Raw genomic sequence first — 21,508 nt, 5'->3', positions numbered from 1 at the left:
AGTACGCCTTGATGAACACGCGGAAACAGCAGAGAAACATCGTTCAACAAGGTCGATAACGATAGTTGTTGCACATTTTCCTAAAACCCCTTAGACTTTGTTGAACACTTCAACAGGGGAGCAACAAGATGGCAACTGGGCAGACGGTCGGATACGTACGAGTGAGTTCGGTGGACCAGAATCTGGCTCGCCAACTGGACGGCATCAAGCTCGACCGCGTATTCGAGGATAAGGCATCTGGGAAAGATGCAAAGAGGCCCGCCCTTGTCGCCCTACAGGCGTTCGTTCGTGAGGGTGATACTGTCATGGTCCACTCCATCGACCGCCTTGCTCGTAACCTTGTCGATCTGCGAGCCATTGTATCGGGCCTGAACGATAAAGGCGTTACCGTCACCTTCGTTAAAGAGAACCTGACCTTCAGCGCAGACACTTCCAGTCCGATGAACACACTGATGCTCTCGATGATGGGAGCATTCGCCGAGTTCGAGCGTTCGATGATCCTGGAGCGTCAGCGGGAAGGTATCGCAGCAGCTAAGGCAGCAGGTAAGCCCACTGGACGACCAGAGCGTCTGAAGCCAGCCGATGTGGAAGAAATCAAGGCTCGCATCAAAGCAGGTGAAAGCAAAGCCGCTCTGGCCGCTGAGTTCAAAGTAGCAAGGGGCACACTCTACGCAGCATTACGCGACTGACAAGATATTGATATTTTGACAACTGCTCTGCTTGATATTATCGGCAGGACAATCGTGTTAAGTCACGCGGTGGCTACATCAAGATTTTAGTTTTTGTAAATTCCTGCACAGGAATGTTGCTGCCCGGTTCACTCCTCCGCTTCAAGTTCATGGACAACTAGTCTGCTCGACACGCATCAACTGGCAACGCGCTTGTCATCTTCTGGGAAGTCGTCGTAGAACGAAGCTTCGTCATACCCGTATCCTCCCCTAGCATAGTCGATGTCCTTGTTAGCCCATTCGCGTTCGACTTTATCGGTTGTCCTTGGAACTTTGCCCACTACGTCAGATAACGTCAGGTTCATCTCTGGTTCGTCAGTCTCGCCACGCTCCCACATCCGTATAGCAGTGTCCTCGCTATACGCCATGGCTTGTATCTTCTCGTTTTGCTGGTAGACGACCAGTATCTTCTTGCCATTTTGTGTGGCAGTGTAGGCAGTCCGTAGGTCGTACCGTGCAAAGGTGACGCTGATTCCGAGCCTACGTAGGAGCGAGTTCGCTTGCATCCGGGCAGGGTTCTCCGTAAGGTCGATTTTCGCCAGCAGTGCAGCACGGTTACGAGACAAGGCAGACTGCTGGGCAATCGCATGGTCGATAGCTTCTTTCCGTTTCTGCAGTTCTGTTAGCTCCGCGTTGGCCTTCTTGATAGCAGCAGCTACTTCCGGCATCGGGTCGATATCGAGAAGAGCAACTTGCCTGCTGCGACGTTGCTGTACCTCGTCGATCAAACCTTGAAGCTCGCGTGCTTTCATGAGTTCGTCTCGCTGATCCCCAAGGAAGTAATCAGCGTTCACTGCGTTCAGGAGCACTTCTCGGAAGCCGAGTTCAGCCCGGTCTGCTCGGATGTTCTTGGCCGTACAAGTGCCTCCGATTTTCCCACTACATACGAGATACACCTGATTGCCTTTACCCTTCGGCAAAGCGTGCCAAGTCTTCCCGCAAAGCGCACAACTGCCTACCTTGCTCCAGACGTTGAACGATGCGCCACTACGGGTATCCTTGCCTTCCTTACGTTCAACCCTTGCTCCTTGTGCAGCGTTGAACACTTCCTGCTTGATAATGACAGGGAAGTAACCCTCGATTGGCTCTCCTCCGTCACGCGGCTTGTACGTGCCGAGGACGGCTTCGTTCTTGATCAGCGCAAACAGGCTGGCAGTGATCCAGAGCTTGTCCTTCTTCCCGGCCCTGAACGGCTTCGTGCCACGTTGATTGAGCATCTTGGCGATAGCTGCGTAACTGTAGCCCTCTGCCGCCCACGTGAAGATTTCTTCGACTACCGCTGCTTCAGCTTCTTTCACCTTGTACGGCTCGTCGTCGCTCACCCATTCGAGCCAGCTAGGTAGCAGAACCTTGACCTTCTTCCCAGATCGGGCCTTGGCGTATCGCTTGACGTAGCTGTCTGCCACACGTCCACTTTTCTTGGCGCTCTCTTCATGCGCAAGCTCTTGTTTGATCAGGGCAGTTAGGCTGCTAGACAGGCTGAGCTTACCGGTGTACGGGTGTTTATCTCGAAGCGTGACTACCGTGATACCGTTTTCTGTCAGTTCTCGAAGCTTGTCCGAAGCCTTCCACATACCCGCACGTGACAGACGATCCAAGTCTTCGACAAGCAGCGTACTACCATGCGGAATGTCACCTGATGCCACACCGTCGTAGAACCGCTTTAGTTCCCCGCCTTCACTGACGTTCGCACCAGTAAAGGCCGACTTACCAGCGTCAAAGAAGATATGAGCCTTGTCCTCGATTAGAGTAGGGCAGTATTCCCGAGCAAGGCCGAGTTGTCGTTCGTAGCTCGACCCTTGAGCCTGTTTGTCATCCGAGAACCTGATGTATGCGTACACGTTTTCCATGCTGCAACTGTAGCATAGCTTGTGGGTAATATGCACGTTGGTGGAACCACCACCACATGCTGCACGCCGTGAAGGAAGTCAGCGGCGGCATCCTGTGGGCCAACCTGCATCTACTGTTCTGGCTATCTCTGATTCCGTTCGTGACGGCCTGGATGGGCGAGAACCATTTCGAGACCGGGCCCACCGCCGCCTACGGCTTCGTGCTGTTCATGTGCGCGGTCGCGTATTCGCTGCTGGCGCGCGGCCTCATCCGCAACCATGAGAAGAACACGACGCTGGCCGACGCCATCGGCGATGACCGCAAGGGCAAGATTTCGATCGTCCTATATCTGGCCGGGGTGGCGCTGGCCTGGTACGCGGCATGGCTGGGGTTCCTGGTGTATGCCGGCGTGGCCGTGCTATGGCTGATTCCGGACCGGCGCATCGAGGAAAAAGTGGTCGAGGAAACCGAGGCGGAAGAGGCCGCGGAGGCCCGCAAGGAAGCGTCCTGAATGCCGGCGTCAATACGATGGATTGCAACACTCCAATATGACGATGCGGCAATAACCCTGCTATGATCTTTCGCGCACCTGCTGCTGGGCTCGCTCCGGCAGCATCCAACCAGTGTCCGTGAAAGATCGCATGAAACAGCCACACAGCTTCATCGTTGCGGCAAGCATCGCGCTTGCCTACGCAACCACCGCCATCCCCGCCACCGCCGCTCCTGCTTCCGCTGCCGTCCTCGATGCGTCGAATCCCTTCGCCAAGGTCAGCACGTTGCCGTTCCACTATCCGGCCTTCGACAAGATCAAGGACGAGCACTTCAAGCCGGCCTTCGAAGCGGGCATGCGCGAGCACCTGAAGGAAGTGGCTGCGATCGCCAACAACAAGGCGGCGCCGACCTTCGACAACACCATCGTCGCGATGGAGCGCGCTGGCCAGCTGCTGGCGCGCGTGTCGACGACCTTCTCGAACCTGCAGGGCGCGAACACCAACGACAAGCTGGATGCGATCGACCGCGAAATGTCGCCGAAGCTGGCCGCGCACCAGGATGCGATCTACATGAACGACAGGCTGTGGCAGCGCGTGAAGAGCCTGTACGACAAGCGCGACGCTTTGCAGCTGGACGCCGAATCGAAGCACCTGCTGGAACGTTACCGCCGCGATTTCGTGCGCGCCGGCGCCAGGCTGTCCGCGGCCGACAAGGACAAGCTGAAGGCCTATAACGGCGAGATCGCCAGTCTGCAGTCGGCCTTCGCGCAGAACGTGCTGAAGGAAGCGAATGCGTCGGCCCTGGTGGTCGATACCCGCGCCGAGCTGGCCGGTTTGTCCGATGCCGAGATCGATGCCGCCGCCGCCGAAGCAAAGAAGCGCGGCCTGGACGGCAAGTTCGCGATCGCGCTGGCCAACACCACCGGCCAGCCGCTGCTGTCGTCGCTGACCAACCGGACCACACGCGAGCGCCTGATGGCGGCGTCGCTGGCGCGCGGCAGCCGCGGCGGCGAATTCGACAGCCGCGCGCAGGTAGCTCGCCTGGCCAAGCTGCGCGCCGAGAAGGCGACCCTGCTGGGCTACCCGAACTACGCCGCCTATTCGCTGGAAGTGGAAACCGCGAAGACGCCGGAAGCGGTCAACAAGCTGCTGGGCGAGCTGGCGCTGCCTGCCGTGAACAACGCTAGGAAGGAAGCGCTTGAAATCCAGAAGGTCATCGACGCGGAGAAAGGCGGCTTCCAGGTCGCATCGCATGACTGGGCCTTCTACACCGACAAGGTGCGCCAGGCCAGATATGCCTTCGATGAAAGCCAGTTGAAGCCCTACTTCGAACTGAACAACGTGGTGCAGAACGGCGTGTTCTTCGCCGCGAACAAGGAGTTCGGCATCAGCTTCAAGGAGCGCAAGGACCTGCCGGTGTACGACCCGGACGTGCGCGTGTTCGACGTGTTCGACGCCAACGGCAAGCAGCTGGCGATCTTCATCATGGATTACTACGCGCGCCCGAACAAGCAGGGCGGCGCCTGGATGAACGAGTACGTGACGCAGTCCTCGCTGCTGGGGAATCATCCGGTAGTGGCGAACCACCTGAACATCCCGAAGCCGCCCGCCGGCCAGCCGACCCTGCTGACCTACGACGAGGTGCGCACCGCCTTCCACGAGTTCGGCCACGCGCTGCACGGCATGTTCTCGAACGTGAAGTACCCGACCTTCGGGGGCGCCAACACGCCGCGCGACTTCGTCGAGTATCCGTCCCAGGTCAACGAGATGTGGGCTACCTGGCCTGAAGTCCTCGCCAACTACGCGAAGCATTACCAGACCGGCGCGCCGATGCCGAAGGAACTGCTGGACAAGGTGCAGGCCTCGAAGAAGTTCAACATGGGTTACATCACGACCGAGTACCTGGCGGCCTCGCTGCTCGACCAGCGCTGGCACCAGCTGACCCCGAACCAGATCCCGGCCGACGTGCTGGGCTTCGAAGCGGCCGCGCTGAAGGATGCGGGCGTGGACTTCGCGCCGGTGCCGCCGCGCTACCGCACGACCTATTTCTCGCACAGCTTCTCGCTCGGCTATTCGGCCGGCTACTACGCCTACCTGTGGAGCGAAAAGCTGGATGCCGACACGGTCGAGTGGTTCAAGGAGAACGGCGGCCTGCTGCGCAAGAACGGCGACCATTTCCGTCAGACCCTGCTGTCGCGCGGCGGCTCGGCCGATGCCATGGACCTGTTCCGCAACTTCCGCGGCCGCGACGCGAAGATCGAGCCGCTGCTGGAACGCCGTGGCCTGACTGGTAATTGATTACGCGTGGGCACCCCGTGCCCACGCAGCAGCACGCACCAAATAACAAAACTATTTATACCGGAGAGAGAATGAACCGTTCCCACATCCTGGCCCTCGCCGTCACCGCGGCCGTCGCCAACTTCGCCATCGCAGCGCCATCCCAGCTGCCGGCATCGAACCCCTTCGCCAAGCCGAGCACCCTGCCGTTCAACTATCCGGCCTTCGACAAGATCAAGAACGAAGACTTCGCGCCGGCGTTCGAGGAAGGCATGCGCCAGCAGTCGGCCGAGATCGACGCGATCGCCGCTAGCCGCGCAGCGCCGACCTTCGACAACACCATCGTCGCGATGGAGCGTTCGGGCCAGTTGCTGAACCGCGTCTCGACCGTGTTCTACAACCTGGTCGGCGCCAATACCAACGACACCATGAACGCGCTGGACAAGGAACTGGCGCCGAAGCTGGCCGCGCACAGCGACAAGATCCGCCTGAACGAAAAACTGTATAAACGGATCCAGGCCCTGTACGACAAGCGCGACAAGCTGCACCTGGATGCCGAGTCGAAGTATCTGCTGGAGCGCTACCACACCGACTTCGTGCGCGCCGGCGCCAAGCTGTCGGCCGCGGACAAGATCAAGCTGAAGGCCTACAACGCGAAGATCGCCGCCCTGCAGACCCAGTTCAGCCAGAACGTGCTGAAGGAAGCGAATGCCTCGGCCCTGGTGGTCGACAGCCGCGAGGAGCTGGCCGGCATGTCGGACAAGGCGATCGACGTCGCCGCCGCCGAGGCCAAGAAGCGCGGCCTGGACGGCAAGTTCGTGATCCCGGTCGTGAACACCACCCAGCAGGCGCCGCTGTCCGTGCTGACCAACCGCGCGACCCGCGAGAAGCTGCTGGCGACCTCGCTGGCGCGCGGCAGTCACGGCGGCGACTTCGACAACCGCAGCCTGGTGCTGGAGCTGGTCAAGGCGCGCGCCGAACGCGCCGCGCTGCTGGGCTACCCGAGCCATGCGGCCTACATGCTGGAAGACCAGACCGCGAAGACGACCGGCGCCGTCAACAAGCTGCTGGCCGAATTCGCCAGGCCGGCGGTGAACAACGCGAAGAAGGAAGCGGCCGACCTGCAGAAGGTGATCGATGCCGAGGGCGGCAAATTCCAGGCCGCCGCCTACGACTGGAACTACTATAGCGACAAGGTGCGCGCCCAGCGCTACGCCTTCGACCAGAACCAGCTGCGTCCCTACTTCGAGTACAACAACGTGCTGCTGAACGGCGTGTTCTATGCGGCCAACAAGGAATTCGGCATCACCTTCAAGGAGCGCAAGGACCTGCCGGTGTACGACCCGGACGTGCGCGTGTTCGACGTGTTCGACACCGACGGCAAGCAGCTGGCGATCTTCCTGCACGATCCGTACGCGCGTTCGAACAAGCGCGGCGGCGCCTGGATGAACGCCTATGTCGGCCAGAACACGCTGCTGGGCAAGCACCCGGTGGTGGCGAACCACCTGAACATCCCGAAGCCGGCGGCCGGCGAGCCGACCCTGCTGACCTATGACGAAGTGCGCACCATGTTCCACGAGTTCGGTCATGCCCTGCACGGCATGTTCTCGAACGTGAAGTACCCGCGCTTCTCGGGTTCGCGCGTGCCGCGCGACTATGTCGAGTTCCCGTCGCAGGTCAACGAGATGTGGATGGCCTGGCCGGAGGTCCTCTCCAACTACGCCAAGCACTACCAGACCGGCGCGCCGATGCCGAAGGAGCTGCTGGACAAGGTGCAGGCGTCCGCCAAGTTCAACGAGGGCTACCGCACCACCGAGTACCTGGCCGCATCGATCCTGGACCAGAGCTGGCACCAGCTGGCGCCAAGCCAGGTCCCGTCCGACGTGCTCGGCTTCGAAGCCAAGGCCCTGCATGACGCCGGCGTCGATTTCCCGCTGGTCCCGCCGCGCTACCGCACGACCTACTTCTCGCACGTGTTCTCGGGCGGCTACTCGGCCGGCTACTACGGCTATCTGTGGGCCGAGAAGCTGGACGCCGACACCGTCGAGTGGTTCAAGGAAAACGGTGGCCTGACCCGCAAGAACGGCGACCATTTCCGCAAGATGCTGCTGTCGCGCGGCGGCACCATGGACGCGATGGACATGTACCGCGGTTTCCGCGGCCGCGATGCGAAGATCGAGCCGCTGCTGGAGCGTCGTGGGTTGACTGGCGAGTGAGTTGTCGTTCCCGGCATTGCCGGAAACGACTCCCCGCGCAGGCGGGGGCCCAAGTTCTCCGCACGATCGCAAAACCTGGGTTCCCGCCTGCGCGGGAACGACGGCATTGGTGCGCGCCCATCCTTCCCCTTCGGATATAAAATTTCCCACAACGCCCCCACAAGGACATCACCTCTGCAATGAGTGTTCAGGCATTACACGGTATTACTTTAGAATCCTTGCTAACGCGCCTGGTCGAGCACTACGGCTGGGACGGGCTCGGCCGACGCATCGATATCAACTGCTTCATCAAGGACCCGAGCATCAAGTCGAGCCTGAAGTTCCTGCGCAAGACGCCCTGGGCCCGCGAAAGGGTCGAGAAGTTGTATCTCGAGACGAAGTTCACACCATGAGGGACGATATGCTGCCCGACAACGAAGACACCCTGAAAGCGCACCTGAAAACCCTGCACCGCCATCTCGAGGAAACGGGCGAGGTCGATGACGAGCTGGAGATGCTGCTGCGCCAGCTCGACGGCGACATCAAGCATGTGCTCGAGCGCCGTGCCGACAATCCGGACGCCAACACCTACGGACTGGCCTCGCGCAGCCAGGAAATCACGGCCCGCTTCGCGGCGCGCCACCCGAACCTCGAGCCGGCCCTGCGCCAGCTTGGCAATATCCTCAACAACATGGGTATCTGACGCAACACATCATCCGCAACGGATGAGCCAAGTTGTTGAAAACTAAGCCAATTTTGGCAGCGGAGGGAGCTGGCCGCACGCTTTTCCTGTAAAATGTCGGCCAATGAACTCCCCTTCGAATCTTTTCGCGAGCGTCCCCAAGCGCTCCAGCCGTGCTCCCGCCGCTCCCTTCCTGCCCATGTCCCGCGCCGAGATGGACAAGCTGGGCTGGGATTCATGCGACATCATCCTGATCACCGGCGACGCCTACATCGACCACCCGAGCTTCGGGATGGCGCTGGTCGGCCGCCTGCTGGAAGCGCAGGGTTATCGGGTCGGCATCATCAGCCAGCCGGACTGGACGTCCGTGGAGCCGTTCCGCGCGCTCGGCAAGCCCAACCTGTACTGGGGCATCACCGCCGGCAACATGGACTCGATGGTCAACCGCTACACGGCCGACCGCAAGATCCGCTCCGACGATGCCTACACGCCGAACGCCGAGCCGAATAAACGTCCCGACCGCGCCGTGACGGTGTACTGCCAGCGCGCCCGCGAAGCCTTCCCGGGCGTGCCGGTCATCGCCGGTTCCATCGAGGCTTCGCTGCGCCGCATCGCGCACTACGACTACTGGTCGGACAAGGTGCGCCGCTCGGTGCTGTTCGAATCGAAGGCGGATCTCGTCATCTTCGGCAACGCCGAACGCGCCCTGGTCGACGTCACGCGCCGCATCGCGGCCGGCGAGAACATCAAGAGCATCCGCGACCTGCGCGGCACCGCCTTCCTGGTGCCGCACGGCTGGCTGCCGGACGAAGAGTGGAGCGTGCACAACTCGACCCGCGTGGACGTGCCGGGCCGCGTCGATCCGCACCCGAACCCGTACGCGATGGCGCAGGAAGACACCAAAGCCTGCGCCACCGAGAATGCGCAGCCGGAACCGGAAGTGAAGCCGATCGTCATCATGACGCGCGAACAGCGCCAGGCCGCCGCCCGCGAAAAGGCGAGAAAGACCGTGGTGCGCCTGCCGTCCTTCGAGACCGTCAGCGAAGACCCGGTGATGTACGCGCACGCCTCGCGCGTGTTCCACCTGGAGTCGAACCCGGGCAATGCGCGCGCGCTGGTGCAGCAGCACGGCGACCGCGACGTCTGGCTGAACGCGCCGCCGCTGCCGCTGGCGATGGACGAGATGGACGGCGTCTACGACCTGCCGTACGCGCGCGCGCCGCACCCGAGCTACGGCAAGGCGCACATCCCGGCCTGGGAGATGATCCGCTATTCGGTGAACATCATGCGCGGCTGCTTCGGCGGCTGCACCTTCTGCTCGATCACCGAGCACGAAGGCCGCATCATCCAGAGCCGTTCGGAGCCGTCGATCCTGCGCGAGATCGAACTCATTCGCGACACCACCAAGAACTTCGCGGGCACCATCACGGACCTGGGCGGCCCGACCGCCAACATGTACCGCCTGTCCTGCAAGGACAAGAAGATCGAGGAAACCTGCCGCCGCCTGTCGTGCGTGTATCCGACCATCTGCAGCAACCTGGGCACCGACCACAGCAAGCTGATCTCGCTGTACCGCAAGGCGCGCGCGATCCCCGGCATCAAGAAGATCCTGATCGGCTCCGGCCTGCGCTACGACCTGGCCGTGCGTTCGCCGGAATACGTGAAGGAGCTGGTGACGCACCACGTGGGCGGCCTGTTGAAGATCGCGCCGGAGCACACGGAAGAGGGCACGCTGTCGAAGATGATGAAGCCGGGTATCGGCGCCTACGACGAGTTCAAGGCGCTGTTCGACAAGTACTCGAAGGAGGCGGGCAAGAAGCAGTACCTGATCCCCTACTTCATCGCGGCCCACCCGGGCTCGACCGACGAGGACATGCTGAACCTGGCGCTGTGGCTGAAGAAGAACAACTTCCACCTCGACCAGGTGCAGACCTTCACGCCGACGCCGATGGCGATGGCGACCACCATGTACCACACCGGGAAGAACCCGCTGGCCAAGGTGACGGCGGATTCCGAAGAGGTCCTCACCGCGAAGAGCGGCAAGACCCGCAAGCTGCACAAAGCCTTCCTGCGCTACTACGATCCGGAGAACTGGCCGGTGCTGCGCGAAGGCCTGAAGCGCATGGGCCGCGGCGACCTGATCGGCAATGGCGAGCGCCACCTGGTACCGCCGGCCGGCAGCGAACAGGAAGCGGCATCCCAGCGCGGCGAGCGCAAGGCCTTGCCGCTGGTGGCCGAGGCACGCAGCGCCGCGCCCAAGGGCCGCGTGATCGAGGTGGCGACCCGCCGCAATGGCCGCGGCAACGGCCGCGGCGAACCGGCGCCGTTCATGGCGCCGCCGGGCAAGGCGAAGCCAGGGATCCTGTCGACCATCAAGGCCAAGCCGAGGGCGGGGCGGAAGTAACAAGAAACCGGGGCGCGTCCCCGGTTTTTTTCGGCCTTGAATTCGGGGTCAGAGCACTTTTTTGCACAATTGTTCGTCCCTAAAAAAGAGGCTGGGAGCGTGCACGCTGCTCTCGACTTGTTCTAAAAAGTGCTCTGACCCCGAATTTGCGGGGTGTTTGTTTTATCAGACAGCAAACTCGTTCCGTGCACGAATTGTGCGTGCGCTAAATTTGAAAGCGTGTAATATAATTCCTTTGGGAAACAGTCGTTGCAATAATTATACGAATAGCTGCGACCATCCCTGAAGGATGACGAGTGATCGATATTCAAACTTTCATGCTGGCTTTGGGTGTCGGCAATATTGCCTTCGCCTTGCTGATGGCGGGCTATATGCGCGGCGCGGAAAACAGTCCGGCCCTCGGCTACTGGATGTGGGGCCGCTTGTCGATCGGCCTGGCCCAGCTCTGCTGGTGGATCGCGCCGCAGTTCGAGCCAGGACTGATCGAGGGCTTGTCCGCCTGCGTCTGGCTGGGCGGGGTGGCGCTGGAAGTGGGCGCCAACTGCCTGTTCTTCGGTTTTACCCGCTGGCGCCGGTCCCTCTACCTGCTCACCTTGCCCGGCTGGGGGGCGGTCGCTTATGCGGTGGCCACCGGCGCTTCGCGGCTCCAGCTGACGGAGCTGATTTCCTTCATCATCGCGCTGTCCGTGTTCGGCGCGGCCGTGGTCCTGCTGCGTCCGCGCGAGGCGCCGCTGCTGCAACGGATCATCGGTGTCAATAACATCGTGTATGCGCTGGCGATCTGGACCTGGCTGGGCTTTGAAGGCGGCAATCCCGGACCGGGCGCGACGTCGATGATCGGCCTGGCCTACCTGGCCAGCTACCTCCTGATGATCGTGAACGGTTTCGGCTTCCTGTTGCTGTGCAAGCAGAAGGACGATGCGCTGATGCGCCGGCTGGCCACCGTCGACGGCCTCACCGGCACACTCAACCGCCGCGCCTTCTTCGAGCGCGCCGACGGCGCACGCATGCTGGCGCTGCGCCTGCGCAAGCCGATCTCCCTGCTGATGCTCGACATCGACCACTTCAAGCAGCTCAACGACAGTTTCGGCCACGCCTGCGGCGACGAGGCGCTGCGCGTGTTCGCCGACACCGTCCGCGGCGTGCTGCGCGAGCATGACGTGATCGGCCGCCTCGGCGGCGAGGAATTCGCGCTGGCCCTGCCCGGCACCACGCTCGATGGCGCGCTCGAGGCGGCCGAGCGCCTGCGCATGGCGGTGACCGCGGCGCCGGTGATCGCCTGCGCGCCGGGCTACCGCATGACGGTCAGTATCGGGGTGGTGGTGATCGACGCCTGCGAGGAGCTGACGGCGGCGCTGGCGCGCGCCGACCATGCGCTGTACGCGGCCAAGACCGGCGGGCGCAATCGCGTCCAGGTCGGCGCGCCCATGCTCAAGCGGGCGTGAACTAAAACGCAAACGCAGAAAAGAAAAAAGGCCCGACAAGCGGACCTTTTTTCTTTGATTCTGGCGGAGCGGACGGGGCTCGCCCACGTCCCGCGGGCCGCGGATTCGCTTGCAAGCGAATCCCTTCGAGCCCGAAACCGGATCTCCCGCAGGGGAGATCCTCCTGTACCTGAAAAGAAAAAAGGCCCGACAAGCGGACCTTTTTTCTTTGATTCTGGCGGAGCGGACGGGGCTCGAACCCGCGACCCCCGGCGTGACAGGCCGGTATTCTAACCAACTGAACTACCGCTCCGTTTCTACTGATCGGTTCTTCGCATTCCGGACATCATCTGGAAGATCTGGTGGGCGCTGAGAGGCTCGAACTCCCGACCTAATCCTTGTAAGGGATCCGCTCTACCAACTGAGCTAAGCGCCCGCATACCGCTTCTTTGATGTCCTCCGACGCTTGTCATCACGTCCGAAGAGGCCCGCATCATAGCGTATCCCTTCCGTAGCACGCAAGGGTTTTGCTGAAAAAAGTGAAAAGCCCGCTTGCCGGTTCTTGCCGCCGGTGTTGTATGCGTGTGCTTTCATGCGCTTATTTCTTGCATAAGCTTATACACATGCCCGACAATTGCGCGCTTACCAGCCCGTCAATATAAAGACATCGACAACGATGCGCATCGTACGGGGCGGATACCGGGAAATGGCGGAGACACGCGGCAGTTTTTCTCACTCTTCTAGGAAATGCAATGATCAAGATGTCCAAGATGCACAAGCGCGTCATCGCCACCCACGGTGCGATGCTGGCGCTGTCCGCCTTGCCGGCCGCCTCGGCCCTGGCACAGGCCCAAGCTACATCGAACAACGAGCTGCAGACCGTCACCGTGACGGCACAGCGGCGCACCGAAAACATCAAGGAGGTGCCGGTTTCCGTCAGCGCCGTCAAGGGTGAAAAACTGGACGTCATCGTCTCCGGCGGCGAAGACATCCGCGTGCTGGCCGGCAAGGTCCCCAGCCTGAACATCGAATCGTCGAACGGCCGCACCTTCCCGCGCTTCTACATCCGCGGCTACGGCAACACCGACTTCTCGCTGTTCGCTTCGCAGCCGGTGTCGCTGATCTATGACGACATCGTGCAGGAAAATCCGATCCTGAAAGGCTTCCCGATCTTCGACGTGGCCGGCGTGGAAGTGCTGCGCGGCCCGCAGGGCACCCTGTTCGGCCGCAATACCCCGGCCGGCGTGGTCAAGCTCGAATCCGAAAAGCCGAACCTGAAGAAGGTCGAAGGCTATTACAACGCCTCGTGGGGCACCCACAACACCGTCAACCTGGAAGGCGCCGTCAACGTGCCGCTGTCGGACAAGTGGGCGATGCGCGTGTCGACCCTGCGCCAGCACCGCGACGACTACGTCAACAACTACAGCGACGTCGCCAGGACCAACAAGACCGGTGAGCTGGACGGCTACAACGAGCACGCCGAGCGCGTGCAGTTCCTGTACACCCCGGACGCGACCTTCAGCGCCCTGTTCAACGTGCACCAGCGCACCACCAACGGCAGCGCCCGCCTGTTCCGCGCCAACCTGATCAAGAAGGGCACGGCCGATATCGTCGACGGCTACGACCTGAACAGCATCGTCACCAACGCCCTGAACTACCAGGACCTGAAGACCAACGGCGCCAACCTGCGCCTGTCGTGGGACCTGGGCGCGGTCAAGCTGTACTCGATCACCGGCTACGAAAGCGTCGGCCACTACAACAGCCGCGGCGACATCGACGGCGGCACCCCGGCCGGCCCGGGCTTCATCCCCTTCCAGGTGCAGACCGCCAGCCGCCTGACCGACCTGACCCAGTATTCGCAGGAATTCCGTGTCGAATCGAAGAACGCCGGTCCGCTGAACTGGCAGGCCGGCCTGTACTACTTCGATGAAGACGCAACCGGCGGCAGCGACAACTTCGACAGCGTGACCCAGGCCCAGACCTCGCGCGTGGTCTCGAACCAGAAGAACAAGGCATGGGCCGCCTTCGGCTCCGTGACCTACGCCGTGAACGATGCCTTCACGCTGCGCGGCGGCCTGCGCTACACCGACGACAAGAAGGACTTCGCTACCCTCGAGCACACCAACGTCACCCTGATCGGCCCGGCCGGCATCAGCGAAAGCAAGAGCAAGGTCAACTGGGACCTGTCGGGTACCTACAAGCTGAACCGTGACGTGAACCTGTACGCCCGCGTGGCGACCGGCTTCCGCGCCCCGAGTATCGCCGCTGCTTCGGCATCGGTGCCGGTGACCGTGGCCGACGCCGAGACCGTCACCTCGGTCGAAGGCGGCATCAAGGCCGACCTGTTCGAGCGCCGTGCACGCCTGAACTTCTCGCTGTACGATTTCGAAGTGAAGAACCAGCAGCTGACCGTGGTCGGCGGCAACGCGAACGTCACCAAGCTGATCAACGCAGCCAAGACCAAGGCCCAGGGCGCCGAGTTCGACATCGAAGGCATCGTCAGCCCGTCGCTGCGCATGACCGCCGGCGCCAGCTACAACTTCACCGAACTCCGCGATCCGAGCCTGTCCGTGAACAAGTGCGCACAGTGCACGATCACCGACCCGATCAACTCGGCCGGCCGCGTCGTCATCAACGGCAACCCGCTGCCGCAGGCGCCGAAGTGGACCCTCAACGCGACCGCGCGCTACGGCATCCCGGTGGGCGACGGCGAGTTCTTCGTCTACACCGACTGGTCCTACCGTACGAAGATCAACTTCTTCCTGTACGAAGCGGCCGAGTTCAGCGGCAAGCCGCTGACCGAAGGCGGCCTGCGCGTCGGCTACAACTGGGCAGGCGGCAAGTATGAGGTGGCAGCGTTCGGCCGCAACATCCTCGACCAGCGCCGCATCACCGGCGCCATCGACTTCAACAACCTGACCGGCTTCACCAACGAGCCGCGTACCTGGGGCGTTCAGTTCAAGGGCAATTTCTAAGCCTTAAACTGCTGTCTGCATGAGGAAAAGGCCGCGAGTGATCGCGGCCTTTTTTCATTTAGTCGGCATATGCACGTCTGTGAAGATTTCTTGGTTATATCTGATATAAGTCAAAACAATGTGTTAAATATTGTGATTGACCGAGAATGCTGAATCCCGCATTTTCCCGCCTTTTTTAGCAAGATCTTATTCTGCTGAGCTGTTTTCCCGCCGAATAAAGTAGGTTTTTGCTACGGAAAGCCATTTTCCGTTGTAAAGATGCCGAAATCAATTGTGAAATTTCTACATTGTTCCTTCCTTCGCGCTACTCTTCCGTCTCTCGCTTTCAGACGGGAAATCGACGCACAGAAATGGCGTCGATACAACTAGATCTCAGGCACACGGCTTTGCTGTTGTGCTTGCGGAAAATCAAAAACTTTTGTGTTTTTCTATAAAAAGGAAGAAACATGAAGTCTCAGAAATCGATGTACCCGGCAGTCTTGACCCTTTGCGCAGCGGCCGTTCTCGGCCTCGGCGCCGGCGCAGCGTTCGCCGGCGTGCCGGCCGGCGCAGCAACCGCATCCGCCGCGCACGGTGCGGGCATCACCGACCAGACCGACCGCCTGATCGTCAAGTACAAGGGCGAATCCGCACCGAGCGCCAAGGGCCTGACCCGTGCCGCCGCCTCGGTGCCGATGGCCGCATCGCACAAGGCCGTGGTCGACCAGGTCGGCCGCAAGCTCGGCCTGACGATCCAGGAACTGCACACGATCGGTACCGGCGCCCGCGTGCTCAAGCTGAACCGCAAGGTCTCGGTGGCCGAAGCCGCCAAGGTCGCCGCCGACCTGGTGGCAAGCGATTCCTCGGTCGAGTACGCCGAGCCGGACCGCATCATGAAGCCGATGTTCGTGCCGAATGACACGTACTACAACCAGCAGTGGGATTACTTCGATCCGGTCGGCGGCATGAACATGCCGGCGGCCTGGGACAAATCGACCGGCACCGGCATCCGCGTGGCCGTGATCGACACCGGCTACCGTCCGCACGTCGACCTGCAGGGCCAGATCCTGGCCGGCTATGACTTCATCGGCGACACCACCATCTCGAACGACGGCAATGGCCGCGACAGCGACGCCAGCGATCCGGGCGACTGGACCGCCGCGGGCCAGTGCGGCACCGGCGAACCGGCCAGCAACTCGAGCTGGCACGGCACCCACGTGGCCGGCACCATCGCCGCCCTGACCAACAACGGCATGGGCGTGGCCGGCGTTGCCTACAACGCCAAGGTCGTGCCGGTGCGCGTGCTGGGCCAGTGCGGCGGCTACACCTCCGACATCGCCGACGGCATCATCTGGGCCTCGGGCGGCACCGTCTCGGGCGTGACCAACATCGCGGCCAGGGCCCAGGTGATCAACATGTCCCTGGGCGGCGGCGGCGCCTGCGACACCACCACCCAGACCGCAATCAACGGCGCCCGTTCGCGCGGCACCGTGGTCGTGGTCGCGGCCGGCAACGAGAACCAGAACGCCAGCAACAGCAGCCCGGCCAACTGCTCCGGCGTGATCGCCGTGGCGGCCACCAACAAGTCGGGCGGCAAGGCGTCGTACTCGAACTACGGCACCATCGTCGACGTGGCGGCGCCGGGCGGCGACAGCGGCGCGGCAATCCTGTCGACCCTGAACGCCGGCACCACCACCCCGGGCGCCGACAACTATGTCGGCTACATGGGCACCTCGATGGCTACCCCGCACGTGGCCGGCGTGGTCGCGCTGATGCTGGCGAAGAACCCGAACCTGACCCCGGACGACGTCGAAGCCAAGCTGAAGTCGAGCGCCCGTGCCTTCCCGGCATCGTGCAGCGGCTGCGGCGCCGGCATCGTCGACGCCTCGGCGGCAATCGATGCCGCCGCCGGCACCGGCACCGGCACCACGATGTCGGAAACCGAGTCGAACAACACGATCGGCACCGCCAACAGCGTGGCGACCTCGGGCACCACGGTCAACGGCACCATGTCCAGCAGCACCGACACGGACTACTTCCTGGTCCAGCTGCCGGCTGGCAAGACCCTGGCCTCGACCCTGACGCCGAATTCGACCTCCGACTACGACCTGTACATCTACAACAGCGCCGGCACCCAGATCACTTCCAGCACCAACGGTACCGGCTCGGTGGATTCGGCAAGCGTGATCAATAACGGCAGCACCACCGCGGCCGTCTACGTGCGCGTCAAGTACTACAGCGGCGGCACCGGTTCGACCAGCGGCAAGTACACCCTGAAGCTGACCTGGTAAGTTGTCTGTAAAGGAAAATGCCGTAAGGACACATTTCCTTTATCAATCAATTACTTATCAAAAATTTTTCTGTGGTGAAAACCCCTAAAGCGGCCCCAAGCGGGCCGCTTTTCGTTACGCTTTCCTGTTCGGTTAATCGGAAAGAGGAAGCAAGCATGACGCACCACAAGATGACTCCCGTGTTGAAAATCTGCGCCGCAGCCCTCGTCGCCTTCGGCTCGCTGGCTGCACATGCCGCGCCGTCCGATGCGGCACTTACCCAGGCCATCACCCAGACCGACCGCCTGATCGTCAAGTACAAGGACGCGGTCGACAATTCCAAGGGCGCCATGCCCGCCCGCGCCACGTCGGCCGCACGCCAGGCCCTGCAGGCCCGCGCCGGCCAGCAGCTCGGCGCCACCATGCGCGCGCTGCGCGCGACCGCCACCGGCGCCGACGTGCTGCAGCTCAGCCGCACGATGTCGCTGGACGAAGCCCGCGCCCTGGCCGCCGAACTGAAGGCGCGCGATCCGGACGTCGAATACGCCGAGCCCGACCGCATCATGGTGCCGCTGTTCGCGCCGAACGACCCGATGTACAGCCAGCAGTGGCACTACTACGAAGCCAAGGGCGGCCTGAACCTGCCGGCCGCCTGGGACAAGTCGACCGGCGCCGGCGTCAACGTGGCCGTGATCGATACCGGCTACCGTCCGCACGCCGACCTGTCGGGCCAGATCCTGCCGGGCTATGATTTCATCACCAGCGCGACCATCGCCGCCGACGGCAACGGCCGCGACAGCGATGCCAGCGACGTCGGCGACAGCACCGTTGCCGGCCAGTGCGGCGGCGGCACGCCGGCGCAGGACCAGGCCTCGAGCTGGCACGGCACCCACGTGGCCGGCACCATCGCCGCCAGGACCAACAACGGCGTCGGCGTGGCCGGCGTCGCCTTCGGCGCCAAGGTGGTTCCGGTGCGCGTGCTGGGCAAGTGCGGCGGCTATACCTCGGACATCGCGGATGCCATGATCTGGGCGTCCGGCGGCGCCGTCACCGGTGCGCCGGCCAACGCGAACAAGGCGCGCGTGCTGAACCTGTCGCTGGGCGGCAGCGGCGCCTGCGACAGCACGACCCAGGCTGCGATCAACAGCGCGCGTTCGCGCGGCGCCGTGGTCGTGGTCGCGGCCGGCAATTCGAACGTCAATGCGTCGAACGCGAACCCGGCCAGTTGCGCCGGCGTGATCACGGTGGCGGCGGTGAACCGTAGCGGCGGCAAGGCGTCGTATTCGAACTACGGCACGGTGGTCGACGTGGCGGCGCCGGGCGGCGACAGCGGCGGCGCGATCCTGTCGACCTGGAACGCCGGCACCACCACGCCGGCGGGCGACAACTACGGCTACATGATGGGCACCTCGATGGCGACGCCGCACGTGGCCGGCGTGGCCGCCCTGATGCTGGCGAAGAATCCGAACCTGACCCCGGACGAAGTCGAAGCCAGGCTGAAAGCCACCGCGCGCGCCTTCCCGGCAAGCTGCTCGGGTTGCGGCGCAGGCATCGTCGATGCCGCCGCGGCCGTGAACGCGGTCACGGCCACCACCACGGTGCAGCCGCCGGCGCAGAACGAGGTGGAGTCGAACAACTACATCTCGACCGCCAACGCGGTGAGCGTGTCGGGCGCCGTGGTCAGCGGCAGCCTGTCGAGCACGACCGACAACGACTACTTCGTGGTCCAGGTCCCGGCCGGCAAGACCCTGACCGCCACCCTGACCCAGGGTTCGAGCGCGCTGGACTATGACCTGTACGCCTACAACGCCGGCGGCACCCAGCTGGCGCAGAGCACCAACGGCGCCGGCGTGAGCGATGCGGTGTCGGTGACGAACACCGCGACCACCACCCAGGCGCGTTACATTCGCGTGCGCTATCACGCGGGGGGCGTCGGCAAGTACACGCTGAAGTTCACCTGGTAAGCGGCATCGCCTGCCGGCGGCAGGAAGAGGGCGCGCGACGCAGGTTGCGCGCCTTTTTTATTCGGCGATGACCGGCATTGCACTCTTGCATCATCGCGCCATTCCGAAGATACTGTATGCAATTACAGTATGAACACCCCGACCCGCAAGATCATCCACTGCGATTGCGACTGTTTCTACGCATCCGTCGAGATGCGGGACGACCCGTCGCTGCGCGGCCGGCCGCTGGCGGTCGGGGGAAGGCCGGACCAGCGCGGCGTGATCGCCACCTGCAATTACGAGGCGCGCCGCTACGGCATCCATTCGGCGATGGCCACCGCCCAGGCGATGAAGCTGTGCCCGGAACTGCTGCTGATCCCGCCGAACATGGAGAAGTACCGGATCGCCTCGCGCCAGATCATGGACATCTACCGCGATTACACGGAACTGGTGGAGCCGCTGTCGCTGGACGAGGCTTACCTGGACGTGACGGCGTCGCCGCATTGCAAGGGCAGCGCGACCCTGATCGCACAGGAGATCCGCCGGCGCATTGCCGAGACGGTCGGCATCACGGCCTCGGCCGGGGTGGCGCCGAACAAGTTCGTGGCCAAGATCGCCAGCGACTGGAACAAGCCGGACGGCCTGTTCCTGGTGCGACCTGGCGAGGTCGACGCGTTCGTGGCCGCACTGCCGGTAAAAAAGCTGCATGGCGTCGGCAAGGTGACGGCGGCCAAGATGAACGGCCTCGGAATACAGACCTGCGCCGATCTGCGCAGCTGGAGCATGGCGAAGCTGCAAGAGCATTTCGGTTCCTTCGGCGGCCGGCTGTACGACCTGTGCCGCGGCATCGACTATCGCGAAGTCAATCCGCTCCGCGAGCGCAAGTCGATCAGCACCGAGGAAACCTATACCCCGGACGTGCCGGACCTGGCAGCCTGCCTGGCCCTGCTGCCGGAACTGATGGAGCACCTGCAGGGACGTATCAAGCGCAACAATGCGGAAAAATTCATCAACAAGCTGTTCGTGAAAATCAAGTTCAACGACTTCCAGCAGACTACGGTCGAGTGCGTCGGCTACGCGCCGAACCTGGGTATCTATACGCACCTGATGGAAACCGGCTGGCTGCGCGCCAGCCGCCCGGTGCGTTTGCTGGGCGTCGGCGTGCGGCTCGGCGATACCGAGCAGGTCGAGCAGCTCAGTCTGTTTGACGAACGCACAACACATTAAAAAAGGCTGCCCTGTCGGGTGAAAATTGCTGCCCGGCAGCGTGTAGAATGTCGTTCCCCTGGAATTGAGAGATAACTGAAAGCAACTATGTGGTTCAAGAATCTTCAGATTTACCGCCTGCCTGCACCGTGGGCATTTACCGCCGAACAAATGGAAGAGGCGCTGCAATCGCAGGCGTTCACGCCGGCCAGCAGCAATGAACTGCTGCGCCAGGGCTGGGATTCGCCGCGCGGCAACGGCAAGCTGGTCCACGAAGTGAACAAGCAGATGCTGATGATGCTGGGCACCGAAAAGAAGCTGCTGCCGGGCTCGGTGATCAACCAGGTGGCCAAGGCCAGGGCCGCCGAGCTGGAAGAGCAGCAGGGCTTCCCGCCGGGCAAGAAGGCGATGAAGGAACTGAAGGAGCGCGTGGCCGACGAGCTGCTGCCGCGCGCGTTTTCGATCCGCAGCAACGTCTGGACCTGGATCGACCCGGTCAACGGCTGGCTGGTGATCGACGCCGCCAGCCCGTCCAAGGCCGACGACGTGATCAAGCTGCTGCTGAAGGCGGTCGACAAGATGCCGCTGGAATCGCTGCGCGTGCAGAGCTCGCCGGTGGCCGTGATGACCGGCTGGCTGGAATCGGACGAGGCGCCGTACAACTTCACGATCGACCAGGACACCGAGCTGCGCGCCACCGGCGAGAGCAAGGCCGCGGTGCGCTACGTGAAGCACTCCCTGGATCCGGAAGACATCCGCCGCCACATCGCCGCCGGCAAGCAGTGCACCCGCCTGGCCATGACCTGGAACAGCCGCGTGTCCTTCGTGCTGACCGAGCAGCTGGCGGTCAAGGGCGTCAAGCCGCTCGACGTCATCAAGGAAAACGAAACCATCACCTACAGCGATGACGAGCGTTTCGACAACGACATCATGCTGATGACCGGTGAGCTGTCGAAGATGATGGCGGACCTGGTCGAGGCGCTGGGCGGGGAAGCGAAGGCGTAATGTGCTCGTCGTTCCCGCGCAGGCGCACTGCTGTCCGGGATAATTAAGGAAGAGCAGCTACTGAAGAGAAGTAAGTAGCTGATGAGGTTGCGGGTAATG

Annotated in this window: 13 protein-coding genes, 2 tRNA genes and 1 pseudogene; 13 read left to right on the top strand and 3 right to left on the bottom strand. The window is 62.6% G+C overall.

Features of this window, described 5'->3' with window-relative positions; genetic code table 11:
* The first annotated feature begins 128 nt into the window (after positions 1 to 128).
* Positions 129 to 689, top strand: coding sequence for a recombinase family protein (locus AC3A6M_RS08040; RefSeq protein ID WP_487852203.1), 561 nt, complete (start codon positions 129 to 131; stop codon positions 687 to 689).
* Positions 690 to 865: 176 nt separating this feature from the next.
* Here the strand turns inward: AC3A6M_RS08040 and AC3A6M_RS08035 are convergent, their stop codons facing one another.
* Complete coding sequence (locus tag AC3A6M_RS08035; RefSeq protein ID WP_487852202.1) at positions 866 to 2,578, bottom strand: recombinase family protein; 1,713 nt, start codon at positions 2,576 to 2,578, stop codon at positions 866 to 868.
* 47 nt (positions 2,579 to 2,625) lie between these two features.
* Here AC3A6M_RS08035 and AC3A6M_RS08030 point away from each other — a divergent pair.
* The 7 genes and pseudogenes from AC3A6M_RS08030 to AC3A6M_RS08000 all read left to right on the top strand — a co-directional run.
* A pseudogene (locus AC3A6M_RS08030) lies at positions 2,626 to 3,069 on the top strand (TMEM175 family protein); the annotation flags it as partial.
* A 130-nt stretch (positions 3,070 to 3,199) separates the two neighbouring features.
* A complete protein-coding gene (locus AC3A6M_RS08025) occupies positions 3,200 to 5,347 on the top strand; it encodes a M3 family metallopeptidase (RefSeq protein WP_487852201.1) in 2,148 nt (715 codons plus the stop codon).
* Positions 5,348 to 5,418: 71 nt separating this feature from the next.
* On the top strand, positions 5,419 to 7,542 hold the full coding sequence (locus AC3A6M_RS08020) for a M3 family metallopeptidase (RefSeq protein ID WP_487852200.1): 2,124 nt from the start codon (positions 5,419 to 5,421) through the stop codon (positions 7,540 to 7,542).
* Positions 7,543 to 7,721: 179 nt separating this feature from the next.
* Complete coding sequence (locus AC3A6M_RS08015) at positions 7,722 to 7,934, top strand: VF530 family protein (RefSeq protein ID WP_487852199.1); 213 nt, start codon at positions 7,722 to 7,724, stop codon at positions 7,932 to 7,934.
* A complete protein-coding gene (locus tag AC3A6M_RS08010) occupies positions 7,931 to 8,224 on the top strand; it encodes a DUF4404 family protein (RefSeq protein ID WP_487852198.1) in 294 nt (97 codons plus the stop codon). Before AC3A6M_RS08015 ends, AC3A6M_RS08010 begins: the two co-directional genes overlap by 4 nt.
* Positions 8,225 to 8,402: 178 nt before the next feature.
* Positions 8,403 to 10,607, top strand: a complete 2,205-nt coding sequence (locus tag AC3A6M_RS08005) for a YgiQ family radical SAM protein (protein WP_487852606.1) — start codon at positions 8,403 to 8,405, stop codon at positions 10,605 to 10,607.
* Positions 10,608 to 10,903: 296 nt separating this feature from the next.
* Positions 10,904 to 12,052, top strand: coding sequence for a GGDEF domain-containing protein (locus tag AC3A6M_RS08000; protein ID WP_487852197.1), 1,149 nt, complete (start codon positions 10,904 to 10,906; stop codon positions 12,050 to 12,052).
* 215 nt (positions 12,053 to 12,267) lie between these two features.
* Here AC3A6M_RS08000 and AC3A6M_RS07995 read toward each other — a convergent pair.
* Both AC3A6M_RS07995 and AC3A6M_RS07990 read right to left on the bottom strand, forming a co-directional pair.
* Positions 12,268 to 12,344: transfer RNA gene (locus AC3A6M_RS07995), tRNA-Asp, on the bottom strand.
* A 47-nt stretch (positions 12,345 to 12,391) separates the two neighbouring features.
* Positions 12,392 to 12,467, bottom strand: a tRNA-Val gene (locus AC3A6M_RS07990).
* Between the two features lie 316 nt (positions 12,468 to 12,783).
* Between AC3A6M_RS07990 and AC3A6M_RS07985 the strand changes: the two genes are divergently transcribed.
* The 5 genes from AC3A6M_RS07985 to AC3A6M_RS07965 all read left to right on the top strand — a co-directional run bounded on the left by AC3A6M_RS07985 (position 12,784) and on the right by AC3A6M_RS07965 (position 21,409).
* Positions 12,784 to 15,006 carry a TonB-dependent receptor gene (locus tag AC3A6M_RS07985; protein ID WP_487852196.1) on the top strand — a complete coding sequence of 741 codons (2,223 nt, stop codon included), beginning with the start codon at positions 12,784 to 12,786 and terminating at the stop codon, positions 15,004 to 15,006.
* A 446-nt stretch (positions 15,007 to 15,452) separates the two neighbouring features.
* A complete protein-coding gene (locus AC3A6M_RS07980) occupies positions 15,453 to 17,276 on the top strand; it encodes a S8 family peptidase (protein WP_487852195.1) in 1,824 nt (607 codons plus the stop codon).
* A gap of 155 nt (positions 17,277 to 17,431) precedes the next feature.
* Positions 17,432 to 19,219: a S8 family peptidase gene (locus AC3A6M_RS07975; RefSeq protein ID WP_487852194.1), complete on the top strand. Its 1,788-nt coding sequence runs from the start codon at positions 17,432 to 17,434 to the stop codon at positions 19,217 to 19,219.
* A 129-nt stretch (positions 19,220 to 19,348) separates the two neighbouring features.
* Positions 19,349 to 20,425 carry a DNA polymerase IV gene (gene dinB / locus AC3A6M_RS07970; RefSeq protein ID WP_487852193.1) on the top strand — a complete coding sequence of 359 codons (1,077 nt, stop codon included), beginning with the start codon at positions 19,349 to 19,351 and terminating at the stop codon, positions 20,423 to 20,425.
* Positions 20,426 to 20,512: 87 nt separating this feature from the next.
* On the top strand, positions 20,513 to 21,409 hold the full coding sequence (locus tag AC3A6M_RS07965; RefSeq protein WP_487852192.1) for a recombination-associated protein RdgC: 897 nt from the start codon (positions 20,513 to 20,515) through the stop codon (positions 21,407 to 21,409).
* The last annotated feature ends 99 nt before the right edge of the window (positions 21,410 to 21,508 follow it).

The sequence above is a fragment of the Telluria sp. Soil_C_11 genome (genome assembly GCF_057657395.1).
This window is presented reverse-complemented; position numbering and strand designations above follow the sequence as displayed.